Genomic DNA, 26066 nt, shown 5'->3' with positions numbered 1-26066 from the left:
TATCCCAATTATTCTTTAGTTGTCTCAACTTCGACATTCAATTTATCTGCTGATTGATGATCATCGTCATCTTCTGTATCACGCATTTCAATTTCTTTATCGTCGCTAGACATCATTTTAACGTCCATACCTAAACTTTGCAGCTCTTTAATCAATACTTTGAATGATTCAGGAACGCCTGGTTCTGGAACATTTTCGCCTTTAACAATTGCTTCATACGTCTTAACACGTCCAACAACATCATCAGACTTCACTGTTAAGATTTCTTGAAGAGTATAAGCAGCACCGTAAGCTTCAAGTGCCCAAACCTCCATCTCACCGAAACGCTGTCCACCGAACTGAGCTTTACCTCCAAGAGGCTGCTGCGTTACAAGTGAGTATGGTCCAGTAGAACGAGCATGAAGTTTATCGTCAACCATGTGCGCAAGTTTGATCATATACATGACACCAACAGATACGCGGTTATCGAATGGTTCACCAGTACGTCCGTCATACAGGATTGTTTTCGCGTCATTTGCCATACCAGCTTCTTCAATCGTGCCCCAAACATCTTCCTCACGAGCACCATCGAATACTGGTGTTGCAATGTGAATACCAAGGTATCTTGCTGCCATACCAAGATGAAGCTCTAATACCTGACCGATATTCATACGAGATGGTACCCCTAATGGGTTTAACATGATATCGATTGGCGTACCGTCTGGTAAGTAAGGCATATCTTCTTCTGGTAAAATACGAGAGATAACACCTTTGTTACCGTGACGTCCGGCCATCTTGTCACCTTCAGAGATTTTACGTTTTTGAACGATATATGCACGTACAAGTTGATTCACGCCTGGTGGCAATTCATCGCCATCTTCACGGTTGAATACTTTTACGTCTAAGATAATACCGCCACCACCGTGTGGTACACGTAGTGATGTATCACGTACTTCACGTGCTTTTTCTCCAAAGATAGCATGTAATAGACGTTCTTCAGCTGTTAATTCTGTTACACCTTTAGGTGTTACTTTACCAACAAGTAAATCTCCATCTTTTACTTCCGCACCAACGCGAATGATACCGCGCTCGTCAAGGTTGCGTAATGCATCTTCCCCAACGTTTGGAATGTCACGTGTAATTTCTTCTGGTCCAAGCTTCGTATCACGAGCTTCTGACTCATATTCTTCAATATGAATAGAAGTGTACACATCATCTTTTACAAGGCGCTCACTCATAATGATCGCATCCTCGTAGTTATAACCGTCCCAAGTCATGAAGCCAACAAGCACGTTACGTCCAAGTGCTAGTTCACCTAATTCCATAGAAGGACCATCCGCAAGAATCTCGCCTTTTACAACTTCATTTCCAACACTTACGATTGGACGTTGGTTGTAGCAAGTTCCTTGGTTAGAACGAATGAATTTTTGCATTTTGTAGCGATCTAAGTCGCCTTTTACTGTTTGACCGTCAACTTCTACATAGCGACGTACCCAAACTTCACGTGCTTCTACGCGTTCAACAACACCAGGATGTTTACAGATTACTGCAGCACCTGAGTCTTTTGCTGATACGTACTCCATACCTGTACCTACAATCGGAGATTCCGGATTCATTAACGGAACCGCCTGACGTTGCATGTTCGCTCCCATAAGTGCGCGGTTAGAGTCATCGTTTTCTAAGAACGGAATACAAGCTGTCGCTGCCGAAACTACTTGTTTTGGAGATACATCCATGTAGTCGATGCGTTCTTTATTTGTGACAATGTTTTCACCACGGAAACGAGCTACGATATCTTCGCTAAGGAATTCTCCTTCTTCAGATAATTTCATATTCGCTTGGGCTACAACATAATTATCTTCTTCATCTGCTGTTAAGTAATCAACCTGCCCTGTTACAAGACCAGATTCTGGATCAACACGACGGTATGGTGTTTCAATGAAACCAAACTCATTTACTTTCGCGAACGATGATAATGAGTTAATTAAACCGATGTTTGGTCCCTCTGGTGTTTCAATCGGACACATACGACCATAGTGAGAGTAGTGAACGTCACGTACTTCAAAGCCTGCGCGCTCACGCGTTAAACCACCGGGTCCTAATGCAGATAGTCTTCGTTTGTGAGTTAACTCTGCTAATGGGTTTGTTTGATCCATGAACTGAGATAACTGAGAACTTCCGAAGAACTCTTTAATAGATGCAATAACCGGGCGAATGTTAATTAACGCTTGTGGTGTAATTGCATTTGTATCTTGAATCGACATTCTCTCACGAACAACACGTTCCATACGAGAAAGACCGATACGGAATTGATTTTGTAATAGTTCTCCAACAGAACGCAGACGACGGTTTCCTAAATGGTCGATATCATCTGTATCCCCTACTTTGTATAGTAGGTTGAAGAAGTAACTGATAGAAGCAAGGATATCACCTGGTGTGATGTGTTTTACATCACGAGTAATATTTGCATTACCAATTACATTAATTACGCGTTCGCCTTCTGACTCAGGAGCATAAATCTTAATAGATTGCAGCTCAACATCGCCTTCTACCACTCCACCCATTGGTTTCGCTGTTTTGAATCCAATGTTTTTCTCTAAGTAAGGTAAAATGCGATCAAGTGTACGACGATCTAAGATTGTTCCTTCCGCCGCTAAAATTTCACCAGTTTCTGGATCCACTAATGTTTCAGCTAAGCGTTGATTAAACAATCTGTTTTTAATGTGTAACTTCTTGTTGATCTTATAGCGACCTACATTTGCTAAATCGTAGCGCTTTGGATCGAAGAAACGAGACACAAGTAAGCTCTTAGCATTTTCTACTGTTGGTGGTTCACCAGGACGTAGACGCTCATAAATTTCAAGCAATGCTTTTTCTGTGCTATCTGTGTTGTCTTTTTCTAATGTGTTGCTTAAGTATTCGTTATCACCTAAAAGCTCGGTGATTTCTTGATCAGAGCCAAACCCTAATGCGCGTAACAAAACAGTTACAGGAAGTTTACGCGTACGGTCAATACGCACATATACAACATCCTTAGCATCTGTCTCATACTCTAACCAAGCTCCGCGGTTTGGAATTACAGTAGCAGTAAAACCACGTTTTCCGTTTTTATCCACTTTGCCACTATAGTATACGCTTGGAGAGCGAACTAACTGGGAAACGATAACACGTTCTGCACCGTTAATTACGAATGTTCCAGTCTCTGTCATGAGTGGGAAATCTCCCATGAACACATCTTGTTCTTTTACTTCACCAGTTTCCTTGTTGATTAGACGCACTTTTACACGAAGTGGTGCTGCATACGTCACATCACGCTCTTTGCATTCGTCTACAGAGTATTTAGGTTCACCTAAGCTGTAGTCGATAAATTCAAGCGATAGATTTCCCGTAAAGTCTTCGATCGGAGAAATGTCCTGGAACATTTCTCGCAAACCCTCATCAAGAAACCACTGATAAGAAGAGGTTTGAATTTCGATAAGATTTGGTAACTCTAATACTTCACTAATACGGGCATAACTTCTTCGTTGGCGGTGGCGTCCGTATTGAACTAGTTGACCTGTCAACTGCTTCACCCCTCAAATCATGAGTATTATAAATGCACAAAAAAATTTGTGCAAAATCACAAATAAATACAACTACTGCTATTAGCGTAGTTTTTTTCTCTTAAAGATAAATACGTTGAGTCTTTCTACCTGCTCAAAAAAGAAAAATGGCTTCTATAAGAAAACCATCATTCTGTTTCATAATCTGCTGATTTTACTATCTTTTCCAAGAGAAACAAAAATATACATCTTTCTCAACGCAGAAAATCATATATTGGCATTGTATAATGTTAACATAGCCAAAAATAACCGTCAACGTTTTTTTGATTTTATGATATAATATCCTTTTTTCTTTTCTACAACTTCGACTTCAGAAAATACTTCCTCTAGTTTCTTCAGTGCAGATGGTGCACCTTGCTTCTTTTGAATAACAATCCACAACTCTCCACCTGGAACTAAATACTCTACAGCCTTTTCTAAAATCTCATGCACGATATCTTTACCTGCACGAATTGGAGGATTAGATAGAATAGCAGCATACATACCATCTACATTTTCATAGACGCTACTTTGAAAAACGTGTACATTTCCAATTCTATTGTTAGCGGCATTTTCTTTCGCAAGCTCAAGCGCCCTTTCATTCACATCCACCATGTGAACTTTACGGTCTTGAAACTCTTTCGCCAACGATAAACCAATTGGTCCATATCCACAACCTACGTCTAATATATCACCTTTAATATCTGGCACTTGAAACGCTTCAATTAAAAGACGAGAACCAAAGTCCACTTCGTTTTTCGAGAACACCCCACGGTCAGATAAGAAAGTAAATCGAGATCCACGAAGTGTAAATTCCCATCGCTTACGATCACTTTTACTAGAAGGGTCGTTAGAAAAATAATGGTCTGCCATATGGCCACCTCTTTTCTTTACAGTTAAAAAAAAAGCTCGCATGAGAGCGAGCTTTTTTTAAAGCATCAAAAGTTAATTACTTAACTTCTACAGCAGCGCCAACTTCTTCAAGTTTAGCTTTCATTTCTTCAGCTTCCTCTTTAGAAACGCCTTCTTTGATTGCTTTTGGAGTGTTGTCAACTAATTCTTTAGCTTCTTTTAAGCCAAGACCAGTGATTTCACGTACAGCTTTGATAACTTTGATTTTTTGAGCGCCAGCACTTGCAAGTACTACGTCAAATTCAGTTTTCTCAGCAGCAGCTTCACCAGCGCCACCAGCTACAGCTACAGGAGCAGCAGCAGTTACGCCGAATTCTTCCTCGATAGCTTTTACTAAGTCGTTAAGTTCTAATACAGTCATAGATTTAACTGCTTCAATGATTTGTTCTTTAGTCATTGTAAATATCCTCCCTTAAATAGGTTTGTATTGTTTTATAGATAACAAGTAATTATCTTTTAAAAAATTAAGCGCCTTGCTCTTCCTTTTGTTCTGCAACTGCTTTAGTAGCAAGTGCAAGGTTACGGATTGGAGCTTGAAGAACGCTAAGAAGCATAGAAAGTAAGCCTTCACGTGATGGAAGAGTAGCGATAGCTTTAACCTCATCAAGTGTTACAAGTTTACCTTCGATTACACCAGCTTTAATTTCTAAAGCTTCATGTTTTGTAGCGAAGTCGTTTAATACTTTCGCAGGAGCAACTACATCCTCGTTACTGAACGCGATTGCGTTTGGTCCTGTTAAGAATTCGTTTAACTCAGCCATTTCAGCAGACTCTGCAGCACGACGAGTTAAAGAGTTTTTGTAAACTTTGAACTCAACGCCAGCTTCACGTAAGTTTTTACGTAATTCTGTTACTTCAGAAACTGTTAAACCACGGTAGTCAACAACGATTGTAGATTTACTTCCGCGAAGTTTGTCCGCGATTTCAGTTACAACTTGTTGTTTAGTTTCGATTACTTTGCTCATGTTATTACACCTCCTGTAGATTATATAGAAGATGTACCGAAAGTGCACTAAAAACCTCCATGCCCAACTTGTAGACATGGAGGCATATAGTCACAGAAAAAAATTCCGTTTCGTATATTAACACCTAGGTAGGAAATTAAGTCTATTGACACCTACTGTCTACGGTACACTAATTAAATTCACAACATAAATGATTATATAAAAACTTCTTTATGAAGTCAACTTCCAAATTTTACGCTAATGTAGAAACGTCTACACGTACGCCAGGTCCCATTGTAGAAGCAACTGTTACGTTCTTCATGTAAGTACCTTTTGCAGCAGCTGGCTTAACTTTTTGTAAAGTGTCAGCAATTGTTCCGAAGTTTTCTACTAATTTAGCATCTTCGAAAGATACTTTACCGATTGGAACGTGGATGTTACCAGCTTTATCAACGCGGTATTCAACTTTACCAGCTTTGATTTCGTTAACAGCTTTAGTTACATCGAAAGTAACTGTTCCAGTTTTAGGGTTTGGCATTAAACCTTTAGGTCCTAATACGCGACCAAGTTTACCAACTTCACCCATCATGTCAGGAGTTGCTACTACTACATCGAAATCGAACCAACCTTGTTGGATTTTACCGATGTAATCAGCATCGCCTACGAAGTCAGCTCCAGCAGCTTCAGCTTCTTTAGCCTTTTCACCTTTAGCGAATACTAATACACGTTGTACTTTACCAGTACCGTGTGGAAGAACAACTGCACCACGGATTTGTTGGTCAGCTTTCTTAGGGTCAACACCTAAACGGAATGCAACTTCTACAGTCGCATCAAATTTAGCTGTGTTTGTTTTTTTTACTAATTCTACTGCTTCTGTTGCAGAGTAAGCAGTTGCACGATCAACAAGCTTTGCAGCTTCTACGTACTTTTTACCTCTTTTAGCCATTTTTATTTCCTCCTCGAATGTGGTTTTAGCGGAATAACCTCCCACGTTTACGCTTATTTTCAGGTATAACCTGAGGATGCGCGCCATCCATTTATTTAAAAACGATAATCATTTACGATAATAAAGGTTGCGAATTGGAATTCCAGACCCGCAACCTTTTTTTAAAAACAAATCGAATTAGTCTTCGATAACGATGCCCATACTGCGTGCAGTACCTTCAACCATACGCATTGCAGCTTCTACACTAGCAGCGTTTAGGTCAGGCATTTTAGTTTCAGCGATTTCGCGTACTTTATCACGCTTAACAGTTGCCACTTTATTACGGTTTGGTTCACCAGAACCAGACTCAATACCAGCTACTTTCTTAAGAAGAACAGCAGCAGGAGGAGTTTTAGTAATGAAAGTGAATGAACGGTCCTCAAATACCGTAATTTCAACAGGGATGATAAGACCAGCTTGATCAGCTGTACGAGCGTTAAACTCTTTACAGAAGCCCATGATGTTAACACCTGCTTGTCCTAATGCTGGACCAACTGGTGGAGCTGGGTTAGCTTTACCTGCAGGAATTTGAAGCTTTACCATTTTAATTACCTTTTTAGCCACGAGACACACCTCCTTAAGTCCGTGATGTGGTCAATTGGACAGTGATTTGCCCTCCCACGTCATATTTTATCTGTAAGGATAAAATCTTTCAAAAAACGTCTCCGATAACGAAGACGTACTGACTTAAAAGATATTATCACTTTTTACAATTCATTTCAAGTTTCATTTTATAATTTTTCAATTTGATGGAAGTCAAGCTCAACTGGAGTCTCGCGACCAAACATGTCCACAAGCACGCTAACCTTTTTCTTCTCCACATCAATTTCTTCAATAGCACCTGTATAATCTGCGAATGGCCCCTCATTTACACGCACTGTCTCATGAAGTTCAAAGTCGAAATCAACCACTTCGTTGTCCATTCCCATATGCTTCATAATGGTAACCACTTCTTCTTCTAATAGAGGTGATGGTTTAGATCCAGAACCAGAAGAACCAACGAACCCAGTTACACCTGGCGTGTTACGTACAACATACCAAGAGTCATCAGTCATGATTAACTCTACTAATACATAACCTGGGAACACTTTTCTTTTCATTAATTTTTCTTTACCGTTTTTCATTTCTACTTCTACTTCTTCCGGGACAACAACACGGAAAATTTTATCTTGCATACCCATTGATTCTACACGTTTCTCTAGGTTTGCTTTTACTTTATTTTCATATCCAGAATAAGTATGGACAACATACCAACTTTTTTCCATTCATTTAGGACAAGCGTCCTTCCCTCCCTGACGTACATTTTTTTGCGCAAATGAAAAAACCCGTTCACCGGGCTTTTACACAGTTCTTATAAATAACATTATATCATGGATAAGTGCTTCTTATTCAAGAATTAACCAAGAATTAACCGAATTAAAGAAGAAATGCCCATATCAACCACTGCGAAGAAAATCGCAAAGAAGACAACTGTAGCGATAACAGTCGCTGTTGAACGGAGTAATTCATCTTTTTTAGGCCAACTTACTTTTTTCATTTCGCGACCTACATCGCCGAAAAAGTTCGTTAAACGCATCTACGGGACCTCCAGTGTATTATTTCAATTATTTATTTTGTTTCCTTGTGAACTGTATGCTGATTGCATGTTTTACAAAACTTCTTTATTTCAAGTCGCTCTACTGAGCTCGTATCTTTCATCGTAGAGTAGTTTCGATTTTTACACTCTTCACATGAGAGTACAACTTTTTTTCTCATTAGTTACACCAACCTTGTAACATTATGTCCCTAAAAATGTATCATACAACAAAAGACAATGTCAATGACATGCCTTTTGCACTCTCTACAAAAAGAAAACAGGTGATTTTTTACACCTGTAGCATTTGTTATGAATTTAAAGTGGTACTCTCTCTCATTTCCATATATCGTTCCAATTTCCGCTTCACCCTCTGTAAAGCGTTATCAATAGATTTCACATGTCTATTTAACTGTTCCGAAATCTCTTGATAAGAACGACCATCTAGATATAAAGAAAGCACTTTCCTTTCTAAATCGCTTAATAATTCAGATATTTTAGATTCTATGTCTGTATATTCTTCCTGACTTATAATCATTTCTTCAGGATCCGTTACCTTCGCTTCCGAAATAACATCTAATAATGTCCGATCAGATTCCTCATCATAAATCGGCTTATCTAAAGACACATATGAATTTAACGGAATATGTTTTTGCCTTGTTGCTGTTTTAATAGCGGTAATAATTTGCCGAGTGATACACAGTTCAGCAAATGCTTTGAATGAAGACAGCTTGTCCTCTTTATAATCACGAATCGCTTTAAACAATCCAATCATACCTTCTTGAACAATATCTTCTCGATCGGCACCCACTAAGAAATAAGATCTTGATTTCGCGCGAACAAAGTTCTTATATTTGTGAATCAAATATTCTAGAGCGTCAGTATTACCTTTTCGAACTAACTCAACGATTGCCTCATCCTCTAAATCACGAAATGTAACGTCGCCTACACTTACGAAGCCTGCTTCCACCTTGATCCCTCCGACCGCTATTTATTTAGCAATATTATACAGTAAAAAGATAAAGAGCGTCAATGCTTCAACGCTCTCCTCTTCTTAATTTTTCTAATTTTTCTGTAATATCTTTACTAAATATCTTTCGCATGGCGGGTTGCTTTTCTTTTGTGTCTTGTGTACGCCTTCTTACTTGTTGCTCCATCGCTTGTACTTCCAACTCCAATTCACGTGCAGATTTCCGAAGAGCACCTTGCGCAAATATAACCCATTGTTCCGTATAATCAGAAGTCGCAACATATATTTGCGTATTTATATTTCTAAGCTCAATCGCAAGCTGCTCTATCTTTTCATCTGCAGTTTGATTCTTCCTCGTGAATATGACTTCCACACGCGATTGTTTCATCTTTTTTTCAATACCTTGGACTGTATAAGCATCAAAGACTATCATTACCTTTGTACCTGTGTATCCTTGGTAATCCGCCATCTTATCAATCAGTGCATCTCTTGATGATTGCAAATCTACATCCCGTAGTTTCTTCAAGTCTCCCCAAGCTCCGATAATGTTGTAACCGTCAACGATTAAAATATCGTTCATTTTTTATTTACCAATTTCGTGACGCTTACGATATACCTCATACATTAACAAACTTGCGGCTACTGAAGCATTTAAGGATGTAACTTTACCGACCATCGGTAAAGTAATTAAGAAATCACATTTTTCACCAATAATACGACTCATACCTTTTCCTTCACTTCCAATTACTAATCCAATTGGCATTTTACCATCTAAATTACGGTAATCCGTTTTCCCTTTTGCATCTGTACCAGCAATCCAAAGTCCACGTTCTTTTAATTCATCGATTGTACGAGATAAATTCGTTACACGTGCAACAGGAATATATTCAATTGCTCCAGTCGATGCTTTCGCAACTGATGCAGTAAGTCCCACAGCTCTTCTTTTCGGAATAATAATTCCATGAGCTCCTGTTGCATCCGCAGTACGCATAATAGAACCTAGGTTATGCGGGTCTTCAATTTCATCTAAAATTAAGAAGAACGGATCTTCGTTACGCTTCTCTGCCACTTTAAATAGATCTTCTAGCTCAGCATATTGATATGCAGCCACTTGAGCAATTACACCTTGATGGTTCCCCTCAACTAATTGATCTAACTTCTTCTTTGGTGCATGTTGTAAAATAATCTTATTTTCTTTCGCTAGTGCTAGTACAATTTGTATCTGTCCTTTGGCAGCACCTTCCGCGATCCAAATTTTATTAATATCTCTTCCTGAGCGTAACGCTTCAATTACAGGGTTACGTCCGATAATATATTCACTACTCATGATGATGTGCCCCCTTCCTTTTCTTCTAAAACAGCAATTGCCTTATATACAATTTCGTCTAATCTTTCACGATTATTTAATAAGTGATGATAGCCAATTAGCGCTTCAAAGGCTGTACTATATCGATATGTTTGTACATCAGTATTTTTCGGGACAGTACCTGAATTTGCATTACGCCCTCTTCTTAGTACCGCCTCTTCTTCCTCTGTTAAAAATGCTGTCTCTAATAAATGATAAACAACTTTCGCCTGTGCTTTTGCCGAAACAAAGCTTGTCCCTAATCGATGCAATTGATTAGGACGAACTTTCCCTTTTTGAAGTAGGTGATAGCGGATATATTGTTCATATACCGCATCACCCATATATGCTAACGCTAAGCTGTTTAATTGCTTTGCATCAATCATTCTTATCCTCTTTTCCATCTTGTACCTTGAGCGGTATCTTCTAAAATAATATTACGGTCTTTTAAATCATCGCGAATTTGATCTGATAACGCAAAATCACGATTTTTACGAGCTTCAATGCGCTTTTGAATAAGTACCTCAATTTCTTCATCAAGCAACTCTTCTTGCGCTAATTCTAACCCTAAAATATCAAACAATGTTTCAAGTTGTTTTACGTATGCTTCAATTACAACTGTAGACGTATGTTCTTCCAGTAAATATTGATTTGCATGATTTGCTACATTATATAACTCAGTGATTGCATTAGCAGTGTTGAAGTCATCATTCATTGCTTCTTCAAATGCAGTCTGGAATTTTTCCAGTTCCGCTAACCATTTCTCATTATGATCTGTTAAATCAGTACTACTTTCCATACGGTGTTTTAAATTACCGTAAGCCGTTTTAATTCTTTCCAGTCCATTATTTGTGCTTTGTAGTAAATCTTCACTGAAATTAATTGGGTGACGGTAATGTACCGATAGCATAAAGAATCTAATTAGCTGTGGATCATATTGCTTAATGATATCGTGAACTAAAATGAAGTTCCCCAGTGACTTAGACATCTTCTCATTATTAATATTAATATATCCATTGTGCATCCAATAACGTGCAAATGTTTTTCCTGTTAATGCCTCAGACTGCGCAATTTCATTCTCATGATGAGGAAATGCCAAGTCTTGACCACCAGCATGAATATCGATTGTATCTCCTAAGTATTTACGCGCCATTGCTGAGCATTCAATATGCCAGCCTGGACGACCTTTCCCCCAAGGGCTTTCCCAGAAGATTTCTCCTTCTTTCGCAGCTTTCCATAAAGCAAAATCAAGAGGGTCTTGTTTCTTTTCTCCTACTTCAATGCGCGCACCATGACGTAAGTCGGCGATTGGTTGATGCGATAATTTACCGTATCCTTCAAATTCCTTCGTTCTAAAGTACACATCACCTTCTGATTCATACGCATATCCTTTATTCACAAGTTCTTGAATAAATTCAATAATGATATCCATATTTTCCGTTACACGCGGATGAACTGTTGCATGTTTGCAACCTAGTGCCGTTACATCTTCAAAATACGCTTCAACGAAACGGTCAGCAATTGTCGGCACATCTTCACCTAATTCATTTGCTGCTTTAATTAATTTATCATCTACGTCAGTAAAGTTAGATACATACTGCACATCATACCCTTTATATTCTAAATAACGGCGTACCGTATCAAATACCATAGGTGGTCTTGCATTCCCAATGTGAATATAGTTATAAACTGTAGGTCCACACACATACATCTTTACCTTATTTTCTTCTAATGGAGTAAACTCTTCCTTTTGACGCGTTAACGTATTATAAATGTGAATAGTCATTTTTATCCTTCCTTTCTACCTTTACTTCAAGTTGTTTTTTCAATTTATCAAGTTCTACTTCCATGACCTTTAACTTATCAAAAATTGGGTCTGGAAGGTCAGAATGATTTAATTCTTGACCGATCTTTACTCCATTTTGAATAACGACTCGGCCAGGTATACCTACAACTGTAGAATGTGCAGGCACTTCTTTTAATACGACAGACCCTGCTCCAATTTTAGAATTCTCTCCAACTGTAATAGAACCTAGTACTTTAGCACCTGTTGCAATTAGTACATTATCCTGAATTGTAGGATGCCTCTTCCCCTTTTCTTTACCCGTACCACCTAATGTAACACCTTGATAGATCGTTACATTATCACCAATTTCGCACGTTTCTCCAATTACAACCCCCATTCCATGGTCTATGAAAAAACGACGACCAATTGTTGCTCCTGGATGAATCTCAATACCAGTAAAGAAACGACTAACTTGTGAGATCCAACGTGCAATAAAGAAGAAATTCTTTTTATAAAAAGCATGTGCAATTCGATGGGCCCAAACTGCATGTAATCCAGAGTAAGTCAAAATGACTTCGAAATAACTTCTTGCCGCTGGATCCTGTTCAAAAACGACTTCAATATCTTCCCGAAGCCTCTTAAACATCGATGTTCCCTCCCCTTTATGGGCTGCTTTTTCGAGTGAACTAACTCCCTTTACTCCGTACTTATCCCCCTAAATCTTTATACACAGGGATAAAACTTATACTCATATCCACTTTTACGGTATAAAAAAAGACGCCTCTGTCATATTGACAGAGACGCCTTATAAGCGCGGTTCCACTCTGTTTAGGCTAAAAAAAGCCTCAAACTCATCTATGATAACGGTGTACACCGCTTCTGCTTACTTTACGCCCTAAGACGTTTCACAAAACAATTCGCTGTTCAGCAGAAGACTCGAAGGGGCATTTCAAAAATCCGCTTATAAACCACTTCCAGCCTAAAGGTGGTTCTCTCTGTAAAAAGCCTGATTTTCTACTTCTCCTTCTCGTCGCTTTTCCTTATTAGGTTTTAAGTATACTTATTATATTTCTAAATCTAGAAAATGTTAACCAATTACTTTTTGAAGACGATTTAAAACTTTTTCTTTTCCAAGAAGTGCAATAGCATTAGGAAGCTCTGGGCCATGTGTTTGACCAGTAGTTGCAACACGGATTGGCATAAATAAGTTTTTACCTTTATGACCTGTTTCCTTTTGCACCGCTTTAATAGCCGCCTTAATTGTTGCTGGTTCCATCGCTTCTAGTGCTTCTACTTGATCCGCAAATGCACGAAGTACTTCTGGTACTTGTTCACCTTTTAATACTTCTTGTCCTTCTTCTTCATAATCAACATGATCTTTGAAGAACATTTCAGAAAGCTCTACAATTTCAGCTCCAAAACTCATTTGTTCATGATATAACGCAATTACATCACGAATCCAAGCTTGTTCTTGTTCACTTAAAGTTTCACCTATACGTCCAGCTTTCACTAGATGCGGTAAACTTAACTCTACCACCATATCTAAGTCTTGCTTTTTCATATATTGGTTGTTCATCCATTTTAGTTTTTGAGAATCAAATAATGCAGGCGATTTTGATAAACGAGCTGCATCGAACATTTTGATAAACTCATCTTGAGAGAAGATTTCCTCTTCTCCTACTGGCGACCAACCTAATAGTGCAATAAAGTTAAAGATTGCTTCTGGAAGATATCCAAGCTCTTTATATTGCTCAATAAATTGAATAATAGATTCATCACGCTTACTTAACTTTTTACGGCTTTCGTTTACAATTAAAGTCATATGACCAAATTGCGGAATATCCCAACCGAAAGCTTCGTAAATCATCATTTGTTTTGGCGTATTTGAAATATGATCATCACCACGAAGTACATGTGTAATCTCCATTAAGTGATCATCTACTGCTACCGCAAAGTTATAAGTTGGAATTCCATCTTTTTTCACGATAACGAAATCACCGAAATCATTTGAATGGAATGCAACTTCATCTTTTACGATATCTTTAAACGTGTAGTCGCGATCAACCGGTACACGGAAACGAATACTCGGAATGCGGCCTTCAGCCTCAAATCCTTTCATTTGCTCCTCAGTTAAATCACGGTGGTTTCCAGCATAACGCGGTGTTTCACCACGAGAGATTTGCCCTTCACGCTCTGCTTCTAGCTCTTCTTCTGTCATATAACATTTGTAAGCTAAACCGCGCTCTAATAAATCTTCATATAATTTTTTATAAATATCTAAACGCTCTGTTTGACGATATGGGCCAAATTCACCACCAACATCAACACCTTCATCCCAGTCCATACCGAGCCATTTCAAGTATTTTAATTGGCTTTCTTCTCCACCAGCAACATTACGTTTCACATCAGTATCTTCAATACGAATAATAAACTTACCATCTTGATGACGAGCAAATAAATAATTAAATAATGCCGTACGCGCATTTCCGATATGTAAGTGTCCTGTTGGACTTGGCGCATAGCGCACTCTCACTTGCTTTTCCATAATTGGTACACCTTCCATTCTTAATGTCAACACATTCTATAATTGTACACCAAAAAAATGTGATTATCCATCTTACGAATTAAAAACCATTATTTTTTCTGTAATAAAACAACTGCTTGAGAAGCAATTCCTTCTTCTCTACCTGTAAATCCTAATTTTTCTGTTGTTGTTGCTTTTACATTGATATTGTCAATAGACGTTTCTAATAGTTCACTAATACGTTTACGCATACTTTCAATATGTGGTGCCATCTTTGGCTTTTGAGCAATAATTGTACAATCTAGATTCCCTAACTCGTAACCTTGTTCACGTACAAATTCCCAAACCTTTTGCAGCAATACAGCTGAATCAGCATCTTTAAAAGCAGGATCTGTATCAGGGAAATGTTTTCCAATATCTCCAGCTGCAATTGCACCTAAACATGCATCCGCAATCGTATGTAACAATACGTCTGCATCTGAATGACCAATTAATCCTTTCTCATGAGGAATTGTAATTCCACCAATAATTAACGGTCTACCTTCCGCAAACTCATGCACATCAAAACCTTGTCCAATTCGAAACATTTTTTACATCCTCCTCAAGCTAAACTACAGAGCTTTATGATTCTATATTATATCGCTATCCTTATAAAGAAAAGCCCGGCTGTTGCCGAGCTTTTCTTCGCTATAATCATCACTGTCATTTCTTTTGAACATGAAGGAAACTTTCAGCAATTAATAAATCCTCTGGAGTCGTCACTTTAATATTATAGTAACTCCCCTCTACTACACCTACTTGCTTCCCGATACGTTCTACGAGGCTTGCATCATCTGTACCAAGGAAACAACCCTGTTTTGCACTTCTATGAGCTTCTAACAAAAGAGAAACAGCGAACCCTTGTGGTGTTTGTACAGCTTTAAGCTGAGATCTTTCTACCGTTTCGACAACGATACCCTGCTCTACTTTCTTAACTGTATCTTTCACTGGTACCGCACAAATGGACGCTCCATATTTTTCCGCTGCAGTTAATACATCTTGAATCACTTTATTCGTTACAAATGGACGGGCACCGTCATGTACAAGAACATACTCAACATCATTAGTATACTGAATGGCGTTATATACACTATCTTGTCTTTCGGCTCCGCCCTGAATAAATTGTACTGGCTTTTCAATCGGATACTCCTGCATTAATTCTTCAAAATACGGACGTTCTTCTTCGTTAATTGCCATAATAATACTTTTGCATGCTTTATCTTTTTCAAAAGCACGTAACGTATGCACAATAATCGGTACTTCATTAATAAGTAAGAACAACTTGTTTTTACCAGCACCCATCCGCTTACCTTGACCAGCTGCTGGAATAATTAATGTATACATATTAATAACCCTCTACTTATAATGCTTTTTCTAATAATTTACGTTTGGCGAAAATCATACGCCCAGCCGATGTTTGTAACACACTAGTAACAAGCACATTGAGTTGTGAACCTACATATTCTCTACCATCTTCTACTACAATCATCGTGCCATCATCTAAATATGCAACACCTTGATTTTGTTCTTTTCCGTCTTTGACAACATAAACACTCAGTTCTTCACCTGGGAGTACGACAGGTTTAATTGCATTAGCTAAATCGTTAATATTTAACACCGTTACCCCTTGTAATTCAGAAACTTTGTTTAAGTTAAAATCATTCGTTACTACCGTTCCACCAGTGATTTTCGCCAACTTTACAAGTTTGCTATCCACTTCTTGAATATCATCGAAATCGCCTTCATAAATTTCTACCGGAATTGGCATCTCTTTTTGAATACGATTTAAAATATCTAATCCTCTGCGACCACGATTACGCTTTAAAGCATCAGAAGAATCGGCAATATGCTGAAGCTCTTCTAACACGAATTGTGGAATCACAATTGTTCCTTCTAAAAACTTTGTTTGGCAAATATCAGCAATACGCCCATCGATAATTACACTCGTATCGAGAATTTTCCAATGAGTTGTAGATTCTTCTACCTCAGTTTCTTCATTTTCACTATTATTATTTTTCTTCTTCCCACGTTGTGGTAATGTAAATAATCCTAGCAATTCATTCCTCTTTTTAAACCCTACTTGGAATCCTAAATATCCAAGTAAAAGAGTAAAGAACACTTGCAACACTGTACTAATAACTGGAATTGTAAATTCACGAATTGGTATTAAAATTAAATATGCAACAATAAGACCAGAGATTAATCCTAATGTACCAAATAAAACATCCGCTACAGGCGCCTTTACAAGAGCCTCTTCAATATGCTTAATAAGTTGAACAATATAATCTACAAGCCAAAATGTTGTTAAAAATAAAATAATTGCACCAATAATTGCACGAACATACGATCCTTCCAATAATGGAACAGCACCGATGTCTAATACATTAATAACTTTTGGGATTAAGTAAATCCCTAACGCTCCGCCAATTACTAGAAAGAAGAGCTGTACAATCCGTTTTAACATCGAACCACCTCCTACTCATTATTAACCATTGTTTCGCTAATCAAAACGCCGAATGCAAAAGCGGACGTGTTTTTTTTATAAATAGTTTTATTTACCAATATACCATATCATATACCAAAAATGTTCTAGTGTCGTTATATTATGGAATCAATGTAATATTCTTAATTGTGTCTACTCATATAGAGATGCTCTTGGATTCTTTTTAGGCCTTCTCGTATTTTCTTCGCCCTGACTTCTCCAATTCCTTCCACATCATCCAATTCATTAATAGTTGCTCGACAAACACCTTGCAAAGTCTTAAATCGATTAATTAAATTTTCAATGATAAGTGGCGGAACGCGCGAAATTTTGCTTGTGATTCGGTATCCTCTCGGCGTCACACTTTCTTCTAAACTCATTTGTCCTGGATAGCCAAGCAATTTAACTAAATCGCTATCCTCTAGAAGTTGTGTATTCGCAAGATCTTGTAACTTTTTCAAAATTTGATGATGGTCTTGTGTTTTTTCTTGATAATAATCTTTAATTAATAACGCTGCCTCTGCCTCTAAATCAGCTAGTAGTTCTGTAAGTTGTAAACGAATTAACCTACCTTCCGTTCCTAGCTCATGAATATAGCTCAATATTTCATTTTTAATCCGCAGTACCATTTCAACACTATGTAACACATGAACCACCTCGGACATTGTAACGACTTCTTCAAATTCTAGAATGCCCAAATTCGTAATACCATCATTCCATACAGCCTTATATTTTTCTAACGTTTGAATAGCTTGGTTTGCCTTTGTTAAAATAACACCTATATCCTTTAGTGTATAACGTAAATTCCCTTGATATAGTGTAATTACGTTACGTCTTTGTGAAATAGCCACAACAAGACTACCTGTCTGCTTTGCTACACGCTCTGCCGTCCGGTGGCGCATACCTGTTTCAATAGAATCAATAGATGCCTCTGGAACTAACTGTGCATTTGCAATTAAAATTTTACTTCCAGTTTCATTTAAAATAAGTGCCCCATCCATTTTTGCTAATTCGTATAAACTAGCAGGAGAGAATGCACAATTAATGTGAAATCCCCCATCAACAATACTTTTAATTTGTTCATTATACCCAAGAACAATTAGTCCCCCTGTTTGTGCGCGAAGCACGTTATCTATCCCTTCGCGCAGTGGTGTTCCTGGGGCCACGAGCTGTAAAATATTAATCATGCTTTTGACACGTTGCTTGTTTTCTTCCATAGCCTAGCCTCCTAATGTCAAACGAAGCGCTTCCCCTAAATTAGATACACCTACTACCTCAATCCCATCCGGAATTGTCCATCCCCCCAAATTTTTTCTAGGAATAATAGCACGTTGAAATCCTAATTTAGCTGCTTCTTGTACACGTTGTTCAATTCTTGATACTCTTCTTATTTCTCCAGTTAATCCTACTTCTCCTATTACTGCATCAGTTGGTGTCGTAGATTTATCTCTAAAACTTGAAGCAATACTTAAAGCCACAGCTAAATCAATTGCTGGTTCATCTAATTTCAAACCACCTGCTACTTTTAAATATGCGTCTTGGTTTTGCAATAATAAACCTGTTCTTTTTTCTAGCACTGCCATAATAAGCGATACACGGTTATGATCAATTCCCGTCGCCATTCTTCGAGGGTTTCCAAAACTAGTAGGGGAGATTAATGCTTGTATTTCTACTAAAACCGGTCTTGTTCCTTCCATTGAGGCAACTACTGTTGATCCTGCGACTCCAACGGGTCTTTCCTCAAGAAAAATTTCAGAAGGGTTTAAGACTTCCGCAAGACCAAGCTCTTTCATTTCAAAAATACCCATTTCATTCGTGGAACCAAAACGATTCTTCACAGCTCGCAAGATACGATATGTATGATGACGATCTCCTTCAAAGTAAAGAACTGCATCGACCATATGTTCTAACATACGAGGTCCTGCAATTGCCCCCTCTTTTGTTACATGTCCGACGATAAAAATAGGAATTCCTTTCGTTTTTGCAAGTTTCATTAATTCCGCTGTACATTCACGTACTTGCGCTACACTTCCTGGGGCTGACGTCACTTCAGGTAAATGTATCGTTTGAATAGAGTCAATAACAACAAAAGCTGGATTCATCTCTTCAATGTGCGCTGCAATTCGCTGTAGATCAGTTTCTGCTACAACAAATAGATTACTACCCTTTACATGCAAACGATCTGCACGAAGTTTAATCTGCTTTGCTGACTCCTCACCTGATATGTATAGTACATCATATGAAGAATCTGCTAATTGCGATGAAATTTGTAATAACAATGTTGATTTCCCAATCCCAGGGTCTCCACCAATAAGTACTAAGGATCCATCTACAATCCCACCACCAAGTACACGGTTAAACTCTTGGAATTTCGTTTCAATACGTGCCTCAGATTTTGTTTCTACTTCTGTTAGGCGTCTTGGTTTTGTTACTTCCGATTGAATTGCATTGGCATAATTAAGCCGTCTTGAAGATACAACCGGTTCCATCTCTTCAACAAGCGTATTCCATTGACCACAACCAGGGCATTTCCCCATATATTTTGGTGACTGATAACCACACTCTTGACATGTGAATTTTGTTTTCTTTTTAGCCATATCGTTTTATATTTCACTTCACTTTCATCTATAAACAGTTTATCCTTCTCGTACAAGAAAGAGGGCTATCTCGTAGCCCTCTTAGTTTGTCTATACTTATTTTACCTTTTCAGCGCTATGAATGACAAATGATTCCCCTTCAACATCAAAGATAACTTTTTGTCCTTTCTCAATAGCACCTTTTAAAAGTTCTTCCGATAGTCTATCTTCTACATGTTTCTGAATTGCTCTACGAAGCGGACGAGCACCATATTCTCGGTCAAATCCTTTATCAGCAATGGCTGAAATCGCTCCTTCTGTTAAATGCAATTCAATCTCTTGCTCTTTTAAGCGCTTCACTAACTGATTCACCATAAGTGTTACAATCTCTTGAATATGTTTTTTCTCAAGCATATGGAACACGATAATTTCATCAATACGGTTTAAGAATTCTGGACGAAATGCCTTTTTCAGTTCATCCATTACTTTACCTTTCATATCTGAATAATCGCGGCTCTCATCTTGTACGTTAAATCCAAGATGTTTATTACGTTTTAACGCATCTGCACCAACGTTAGATGTCATAATAACAATTGTATTACGGAAATCAACTGTACGCCCTTTAGAATCCGTCAAGCGACCATCTTCTAATACTTGTAGTAAAATGTTAAACACATCAGGATGAGCTTTCTCTACTTCATCTAATAGGACAACTGAATATGGCTTACGGCGAACCTTTTCTGTTAATTGTCCACCTTCTTCATATCCAACATATCCTGGAGGAGATCCAACTAAACGAGAAGTCGAATGCTTCTCCATGTACTCAGACATATCGATGCGAATCATTGCATCCTCATCACCGAACATAGATTCTGCTAATGCTCTTGCTAGTTCTGTTTTACCTACACCTGTTGGTCCTAAGAAAATAAATGAACCAATCGGACGTTTCGGATCTTTCAATCCTGCTCTAGCACGACGAACAGCTTTCGCTACAGCTACTACCGCTTCATCTTGACCAATAACACGGTTGTGAAGAATGGATTCTAAGTTTAATAATTTATCAGTCTCTGTTTGTGCAAGTTTAGAAACTGGTATACGAGTCCACGTAGAAACGACATTTGCAATATCTTCTACTGTCACTTCTGAGTTTTCTTTTCCTTGTTGCTCTTTCCATTGACGCTTCGTATCTTCTAACTTTTCACGTAAGCGTTGTTCCATATCACGTAAGGAAGCAGCTTTTTCAAACTCTTGACTTTGCACAGCTGCATCTTTTTCTTTTCTAATTTCCTCAAGTTGTACTTCAAGCTCTTTTAGATTTGGTGGTGTTGTATAAGAGCGTAAGCGAACCTTTGAAGCAGCTTCATCAATTAAATCAATTGCTTTATCTGGTAAGAAACGATCTGTAATATAGCGGTCTGAAAGCTTTACAGCTGCATCAATTGCATCATCTGTAATAGATACACGGTGATGCGCTTCGTAACGATCACGTAAACCTTTCAAGATTTGAGTTGATTCGTCTAAACTTGGCTCATCAACGTGAATTGGTTGGAAGCGTCTTTCTAAAGCCGCGTCTTTTTCAATATATTTACGATATTCATCTAAGGTTGTCGCCCCGATACATTGTAACTCTCCGCGTGCTAAAGATGGTTTTAAAATGTTCGATGCATCAATTGCACCTTCTGCTCCACCTGCACCAATTAATGTATGAAGTTCATCAATAAATAGAATAATGTTTCCAGCTTGACGGATTTCATCCATAACTTTCTTTAAACGATCTTCAAATTCACCACGATATTTCGTTCCAGCTACAACTGTACCCATATCTAGTGTCATAACACGCTTATCTCTTAATGTTTCAGGAACTTCATTATTTACAATTTGTTGTGCTAATCCTTCTGCAATTGCCGTTTTACCTACACCAGGTTCTCCAATTAATACAGGATTGTTTTTTGTTCTACGGCTTAAAACTTCAATTACACGTTGAATTTCTTTACCACGACCGATAACAGGATCTAGACGATTTTCACGTGCAACAACTGTTAAATCACGTGCTAAGCTATCCAGTGTCGGTGTATTTGCATTCGTTGAAGAACCACCTTGGTGACCTGAACTTGCTTCATTACTTCCAAGAAGTTGCAATACTTGTTGTCTTGCCTTATTTAGGCTAACGCCTAAGTTATTTAAAACACGTGCTGCTACACCTTCACCTTCACGGATTAAACCAAGTAAGATATGTTCTGTTCCAACGTAAGAATGACCTAATTTACGAGCTTCATCCATAGACAACTCAATAACCTTTTTAGCACGCGGTGTATAATGTACAGTTTGAGAAGCTTCTGTTCCGCGTCCAATTAACGCTTCTACCTCTTTTTGAACCTTCTCTGGACTTAACCCAAGAGCAATTAACGCTTTTGCTGCAATTCCTTCCCCTTCGCGTACAAGCCCAAGTAAAATGTGTTCTGTTCCAATATTATTATGCCCAATACGAATTGCTTCCTCTTGAGATAAAGCTAATACTTTCTGTGCTCTTTCTGTAAATCTTCCAAACATCATAGAAATCGCCTCCTACTTGCGCTTAGTTTTTTTCAATACGTAATCGCTCACGGATTAAGGTTGCTCTTCGATAATCTCTTTCTTCTGGTCCTAAAGGTCCGCCTGCATATTGTTGTAAAATGCCTGGTTGTGTAAGAACCATTAGCTCAGTCAAAATATTTCTCGATACACCTTTTATATATCCTAAATCAATACCAAGTCGTACATCTGATAAGCAAGTGGCCGCTTCTGCAGATTGAATTAACCGACTGTTTGCTAGTATGCCATAAGAGCGATAAACCTTATCTTCAAGCTCAATACTTGAATTTTGTACAATTAATTCTCTAGCCATTTTTTCTTGCTGTATGATTTGTTGAATGACACTTTTTAAATCTGCAATAATATCTTCTTCAGATTTTCCTAGCGTCATTTGATTTGACACTTGAAATATATTACCTAACGCTTCGCTACCTTCACCGTATATTCCTCTTACTACTAACCCTAATTTTTGAATTACTTGTATAATGCGGCTAATTCTTTTCGTTAAAACGAGTCCCGGTAAGTGAATCATTACGGAAGCCCTCAATCCTGTACCAACGTTAGTAGGGCAGCTCGTTATATATCCAAGTGATTCATCAAAAGCATATTCAACCTCTTCCTCTATCCAATTATCTATTTGATTGGCACTTTGAATGGCCTCTGATAACTGTAACCCTGAAAATAAGCACTGTATCCTAATGTGGTCTTCTTCATTAAGCATAACACTAATATGTTCGCTTTCTGATAATAGACATGCTCCGTATTCTGTTCCTGCAAGGTTAGGACTAATTAAATGCTTTTCAACTAATACTCTCCTTTGAAGAGGCGTTAATTCATTCATTTTTAATAGTTCAAAATCTCCAAAAGGTTCTACCGTTTTATTTATAAATTCCTTTTTAAATAATTCATGAATCTGTCTAGCTTCTTCTTCGTTTTGCATAGTAGAGAATTGATATTTTTTAAAATTACGAGCCAAACGAATTCGACTACTTAAAACAATATCAGAATCAGGGCCATCCCCCTTCATCCATGGACTAATCGCTTCATTCATAATTTTGTCCAGTGACATAGAACTATTCCCCCTCTCTATGCTCACTAAGCTGATTTTCAAGACCTCGAATATTATCCCTTACTTCAGCAGCTTTCTCAAACTCCTCTTTCTGTACGTATTGTTTCAGAATGAGTTTTAGTTCATCTAATTCTTTCTTTAAGTGAAGATTTCCTTCTATACGTTCCGGAATTTTTCCACAATGATCTGTATGTCCACCGTGCAGACGTTTTAATAATGGCTTTAAATGTTCCTTAAATGTATCGTAACAAGAAGCACATCCAAACCGTCCCACCTTTGTAAATTGCTCATATGTCATCTTACAATCTGGACACCTTAATATACTTGTATTCGAAAGCCCGTTTTGTCCTTCTTCAAACATTGCTGATTCACCGTGTAATAACCCAGCAAATAAATCATGGAATGAAAAGTTAGACTGCGGTGATTGAAAGAAAGACGTATAGCCACTTTGTTCTGCACATTGCTCACAAAGATGAACTTCCGTCTTCTTTTCGTTGATTACTTTTGTATAATGTAAAGTTGCTGGTCTTATATTACAGTTTTGACAAGTCATCACTATCCCCACCTTTACAATAGGAACGATCTATCTGATAGTACTTTTCATACATTACTAGATTGTTCACTTTCCTTTACTTGTTTAAATAAAAGTGCGTGTTCTTTTTTCAAAACCTCTACAATATTTAACTGCCTTATCTCTTAGTTATTATTCTTTTACAAAAGCTATATTTATTTATATTTCAGTGTTCTTAACATTGCGCATAATATTCGAGCCCTAAGTTCATCTCGAGAAGGAACATCCATTGATAATACAGAACGATCTAGTACACTTAACATAAGTTTAGCTTCACGATTTGTTATGATTCCCTCTTCTATTAAACGTATAATCATACTCTCTGCATTCCCTTGCGCAACGCTATGATCAATCATATGAAGCATTTGATCGATCATGTCTATATCGTCATGCAGTTTGACTTTTATAATGCGAATGTAACCTCCTCCACCACGTTTACTTTCTACTACAAATCCTCTTTCTATCGTAAAACGGGTATTGATTACATAATTGATTTGAGATGGTACGCACTCGAATCGATCCGCAATCTCATTTCTTTTGATTTCAATCACATTATTATTACTTAAGTCAATAACTTGCTTTAGATATTGCTCAATGATATCAGATATATTTCTCATTTATCCGCCACCTTTATTGACTTTGACTATCTTTGACTTTAATTATATACGTATTAATAAAATTTGCAACTCTTTTGCTTATTCACTATCCTAGCCACATTCCCCTGTATTTAATCAAAATAATAATTATTTAAACACATTTTTTAATTACTATGGATTATAAAAGAAAACACGAAAAAACACGAGTCATTTGACTCGTGTTTAGTTGCTTGGCGACGTCCTACTCTCACAGGGACAAGGTCCCAACTACCATCGGCGCTAGAGAGCTTAACTTCCGTGTTCGGTATGGGAACGGGTGTGACCTCTCTGCCATCATCACCAAACTATGAAGGCATATTCCTTCAAAACTAGATAACATTGCTACATATTATATGGTTAAGTCCTCGATCTATTAGTATTCGTCAGCTCCACATGTCACCATGCTTCCACCTCGAACCTATCAACCTGATCATCTTTCAGGGATCTTACTAGCTTACGCTATGGGAAATCTCATCTTGAGGGGGGCTTCATGCTTAGATGCTTTCAGCACTTATCCCTTCCGCACATAGCTACCCAGCTATGCCCTTGGCAGAACAACTGGTACACCAGCGGTGCGTCCATCCCGGTCCTCTCGTACTAAGGACAGCTCCTCTCAAATTTCCTACGCCCACGACGGATAGGGACCGAACTGTCTCACGACGTTCTGAACCCAGCTCGCGTACCGCTTTAATGGGCGAACAGCCCAACCCTTGGGACCGACTACAGCCCCAGGATGCGATGAGCCGACATCGAGGTGCCAAACCTCCCCGTCGATGTGGACTCTTGGGGGAGATAAGCCTGTTATCCCCGGGGTAGCTTTTATCCGTTGAGCGATGGCCCTTCCATGCGGAACCACCGGATCACTAAGCCCGACTTTCGTCCCTGCTCGACTTGTAGGTCTCGCAGTCAAGCTCCCTTATGCCTTTGCACTCTACGAATGATTTCCAACCATTCTGAGGGAACCTTTGGGCGCCTCCGTTACACTTTAGGAGGCGACCGCCCCAGTCAAACTGCCCACCTGACACTGTCTCCCGGGTCGATAAGACCCGTAGGTTAGAATTTCAATACAGTCAGGGCGGTATCCCACCAGCGCCTCCACCGAAGCTAGCGCTCCGGTTTCAATGGCTCCCGCCTATCCTGTACAAACTGTACCAAAATTCAATATCAGGCTACAGTAAAGCTCCACGGGGTCTTTCCGTCCTGTCGCGGGTAACCTGCATCTTCACAGGTACTATAATTTCACCGAGTCTCTGGTTGAGACAGTGCCCAAATCGTTACACCTTTCGTGCGGGTCGGAACTTACCCGACAAGGAATTTCGCTACCTTAGGACCGTTATAGTTACGGCCGCCGTTTACTGGGGCTTCAGTTCAGAGCTTCGCTTACGCTAACCCCTCTCCTTAACCTTCCAGCACCGGGCAGGTGTCAGCCCCTATACTTCGCCTTACGGCTTCGCAGAGACCTGTGTTTTTGCTAAACAGTCGCTTGGGCCTATTCACTGCGGCTTTCCGTTAAGAAAGCACCCC

At 38.5% G+C, this 26066-nt stretch carries 25 protein-coding genes, 2 rRNA genes and 2 other annotated features (1 of these 29 cut by a window edge); all 27 genes read right to left on the bottom strand.

Annotation, left to right across the window (positions count from 1 at the left end):
* Window positions 1–8 precede the first annotated feature (8 nt).
* The gene (gene rpoB / locus QCI41_RS18565; protein WP_000147550.1) at window positions 9–3542 is read right to left on the bottom strand and encodes a DNA-directed RNA polymerase subunit beta; all 3534 of its coding nucleotides are present in this window, start codon (window positions 3540–3542) and stop codon (window positions 9–11) included.
* 291 nt (window positions 3543–3833) lie between these two features.
* Complete coding sequence (locus QCI41_RS18560) at window positions 3834–4433, bottom strand: class I SAM-dependent methyltransferase (RefSeq protein ID WP_353836946.1); 600 nt, start codon at window positions 4431–4433, stop codon at window positions 3834–3836.
* Between the two features lie 76 nt (window positions 4434–4509).
* Window positions 4510–4869: a 50S ribosomal protein L7/L12 gene (gene rplL, locus QCI41_RS18555; protein ID WP_000159737.1), complete on the bottom strand. Its 360-nt coding sequence runs from the start codon at window positions 4867–4869 to the stop codon at window positions 4510–4512.
* A 67-nt stretch (window positions 4870–4936) separates the two neighbouring features.
* A complete protein-coding gene (rplJ, locus tag QCI41_RS18550; protein ID WP_000048722.1) occupies window positions 4937–5437 on the bottom strand; it encodes a 50S ribosomal protein L10 in 501 nt (166 codons plus the stop codon).
* Between the two features lie 39 nt (window positions 5438–5476).
* Window positions 5477–5620, bottom strand: a sequence feature (ribosomal protein L10 leader region).
* 49 nt (window positions 5621–5669) lie between these two features.
* Window positions 5670–6362 (bottom strand): 50S ribosomal protein L1, encoded by a 693-nt coding sequence (rplA, locus tag QCI41_RS18545; protein ID WP_002096939.1) that lies wholly within the window; start codon window positions 6360–6362, stop codon window positions 5670–5672.
* A 177-nt stretch (window positions 6363–6539) separates the two neighbouring features.
* Complete coding sequence (rplK, locus tag QCI41_RS18540) at window positions 6540–6965, bottom strand: 50S ribosomal protein L11 (RefSeq protein ID WP_001085872.1); 426 nt, start codon at window positions 6963–6965, stop codon at window positions 6540–6542.
* A 167-nt stretch (window positions 6966–7132) separates the two neighbouring features.
* Window positions 7133–7666 (bottom strand): transcription termination/antitermination protein NusG, encoded by a 534-nt coding sequence (gene nusG, locus QCI41_RS18535; protein WP_000415794.1) that lies wholly within the window; start codon window positions 7664–7666, stop codon window positions 7133–7135.
* A 131-nt stretch (window positions 7667–7797) separates the two neighbouring features.
* The gene (secE, locus tag QCI41_RS18530; protein ID WP_001241321.1) at window positions 7798–7977 is read right to left on the bottom strand and encodes a preprotein translocase subunit SecE; all 180 of its coding nucleotides are present in this window, start codon (window positions 7975–7977) and stop codon (window positions 7798–7800) included.
* Window positions 7978–8009: 32 nt separating this feature from the next.
* Window positions 8010–8156 carry a 50S ribosomal protein L33 gene (gene rpmG / locus QCI41_RS18525; RefSeq protein ID WP_002070160.1) on the bottom strand — a complete coding sequence of 49 codons (147 nt, stop codon included), beginning with the start codon at window positions 8154–8156 and terminating at the stop codon, window positions 8010–8012.
* Window positions 8157–8284: 128 nt separating this feature from the next.
* Window positions 8285–8944, bottom strand: a complete 660-nt coding sequence (locus QCI41_RS18520) for an RNA polymerase factor sigma-70 (protein WP_000387198.1) — start codon at window positions 8942–8944, stop codon at window positions 8285–8287.
* A gap of 67 nt (window positions 8945–9011) precedes the next feature.
* On the bottom strand, window positions 9012–9524 hold the full coding sequence (locus QCI41_RS18515; RefSeq protein WP_000997888.1) for an NYN domain-containing protein: 513 nt from the start codon (window positions 9522–9524) through the stop codon (window positions 9012–9014).
* Between the two features lie 3 nt (window positions 9525–9527).
* Window positions 9528–10271 (bottom strand): 23S rRNA (guanosine(2251)-2'-O)-methyltransferase RlmB, encoded by a 744-nt coding sequence (gene rlmB, locus QCI41_RS18510; RefSeq protein WP_000093757.1) that lies wholly within the window; start codon window positions 10269–10271, stop codon window positions 9528–9530.
* Window positions 10268–10675, bottom strand: coding sequence for a Mini-ribonuclease 3 (locus QCI41_RS18505; protein ID WP_000564263.1), 408 nt, complete (start codon window positions 10673–10675; stop codon window positions 10268–10270). The genes rlmB and QCI41_RS18505 overlap by 4 nt, the downstream gene beginning before the upstream one ends.
* Window positions 10676–10677: 2 nt before the next feature.
* Window positions 10678–12075, bottom strand: coding sequence for a cysteine--tRNA ligase (cysS, locus tag QCI41_RS18500; RefSeq protein WP_000152265.1), 1398 nt, complete (start codon window positions 12073–12075; stop codon window positions 10678–10680).
* Entirely contained in the window at window positions 12056–12721 is a 666-nt protein-coding gene (cysE, locus tag QCI41_RS18495; RefSeq protein WP_000476500.1) for a serine O-acetyltransferase, read from the bottom strand. The genes cysS and cysE overlap by 20 nt, the downstream gene beginning before the upstream one ends.
* Window positions 12722–12868: 147 nt before the next feature.
* Window positions 12869–13115: a binding site (T-box leader), on the bottom strand.
* 47 nt (window positions 13116–13162) lie between these two features.
* Window positions 13163–14620, bottom strand: coding sequence for a glutamate--tRNA ligase (gltX, locus tag QCI41_RS18490; RefSeq protein WP_353836947.1), 1458 nt, complete (start codon window positions 14618–14620; stop codon window positions 13163–13165).
* An 89-nt stretch (window positions 14621–14709) separates the two neighbouring features.
* The gene (gene ispF / locus QCI41_RS18485) at window positions 14710–15186 is read right to left on the bottom strand and encodes a 2-C-methyl-D-erythritol 2,4-cyclodiphosphate synthase (RefSeq protein ID WP_000488386.1); all 477 of its coding nucleotides are present in this window, start codon (window positions 15184–15186) and stop codon (window positions 14710–14712) included.
* 115 nt (window positions 15187–15301) lie between these two features.
* Window positions 15302–15982: a 2-C-methyl-D-erythritol 4-phosphate cytidylyltransferase gene (ispD, locus tag QCI41_RS18480; protein WP_353836948.1), complete on the bottom strand. Its 681-nt coding sequence runs from the start codon at window positions 15980–15982 to the stop codon at window positions 15302–15304.
* A gap of 16 nt (window positions 15983–15998) precedes the next feature.
* The gene (locus tag QCI41_RS18475; RefSeq protein WP_000919686.1) at window positions 15999–17102 is read right to left on the bottom strand and encodes a PIN/TRAM domain-containing protein; all 1104 of its coding nucleotides are present in this window, start codon (window positions 17100–17102) and stop codon (window positions 15999–16001) included.
* A gap of 161 nt (window positions 17103–17263) precedes the next feature.
* Entirely contained in the window at window positions 17264–18337 is a 1074-nt protein-coding gene (disA, locus tag QCI41_RS18470) for a DNA integrity scanning diadenylate cyclase DisA (RefSeq protein ID WP_000392165.1), read from the bottom strand.
* A 3-nt stretch (window positions 18338–18340) separates the two neighbouring features.
* Window positions 18341–19717 (bottom strand): DNA repair protein RadA, encoded by a 1377-nt coding sequence (gene radA, locus QCI41_RS18465; RefSeq protein ID WP_001085205.1) that lies wholly within the window; start codon window positions 19715–19717, stop codon window positions 18341–18343.
* Window positions 19718–19813: 96 nt separating this feature from the next.
* Window positions 19814–22249, bottom strand: coding sequence for an ATP-dependent protease ATP-binding subunit ClpC (clpC, locus tag QCI41_RS18460; protein ID WP_046958120.1), 2436 nt, complete (start codon window positions 22247–22249; stop codon window positions 19814–19816).
* 22 nt (window positions 22250–22271) lie between these two features.
* Window positions 22272–23336 (bottom strand): protein-arginine kinase McsB, encoded by a 1065-nt coding sequence (gene mcsB, locus QCI41_RS18455; protein ID WP_046958121.1) that lies wholly within the window; start codon window positions 23334–23336, stop codon window positions 22272–22274.
* Window positions 23337–23340: 4 nt separating this feature from the next.
* Entirely contained in the window at window positions 23341–23889 is a 549-nt protein-coding gene (gene mcsA, locus QCI41_RS18450) for a protein-arginine kinase activator protein McsA (protein WP_353836949.1), read from the bottom strand.
* A gap of 173 nt (window positions 23890–24062) precedes the next feature.
* Complete coding sequence (ctsR, locus tag QCI41_RS18445; protein WP_001244556.1) at window positions 24063–24524, bottom strand: transcriptional regulator CtsR; 462 nt, start codon at window positions 24522–24524, stop codon at window positions 24063–24065.
* A gap of 207 nt (window positions 24525–24731) precedes the next feature.
* Window positions 24732–24847 (bottom strand): 5S ribosomal RNA (gene rrf / locus QCI41_RS18440).
* Window positions 24848–24895: 48 nt separating this feature from the next.
* Window positions 24896–26066: ribosomal RNA gene (locus tag QCI41_RS18435) — 23S ribosomal RNA — on the bottom strand (it continues 1751 nt past the right edge of the window).

The sequence above is a fragment of the Bacillus cereus group sp. MG4 genome, from assembly GCF_040460055.1.
In the GTDB taxonomy this organism is placed as follows: Bacteria; Bacillota; Bacilli; order Bacillales; family Bacillaceae_G; genus Bacillus_A; species Bacillus_A wiedmannii.
The sequence above is the reverse complement of the archived record's forward strand: the minus strand, read 5'-3'. Positions and strand labels throughout refer to the sequence as shown.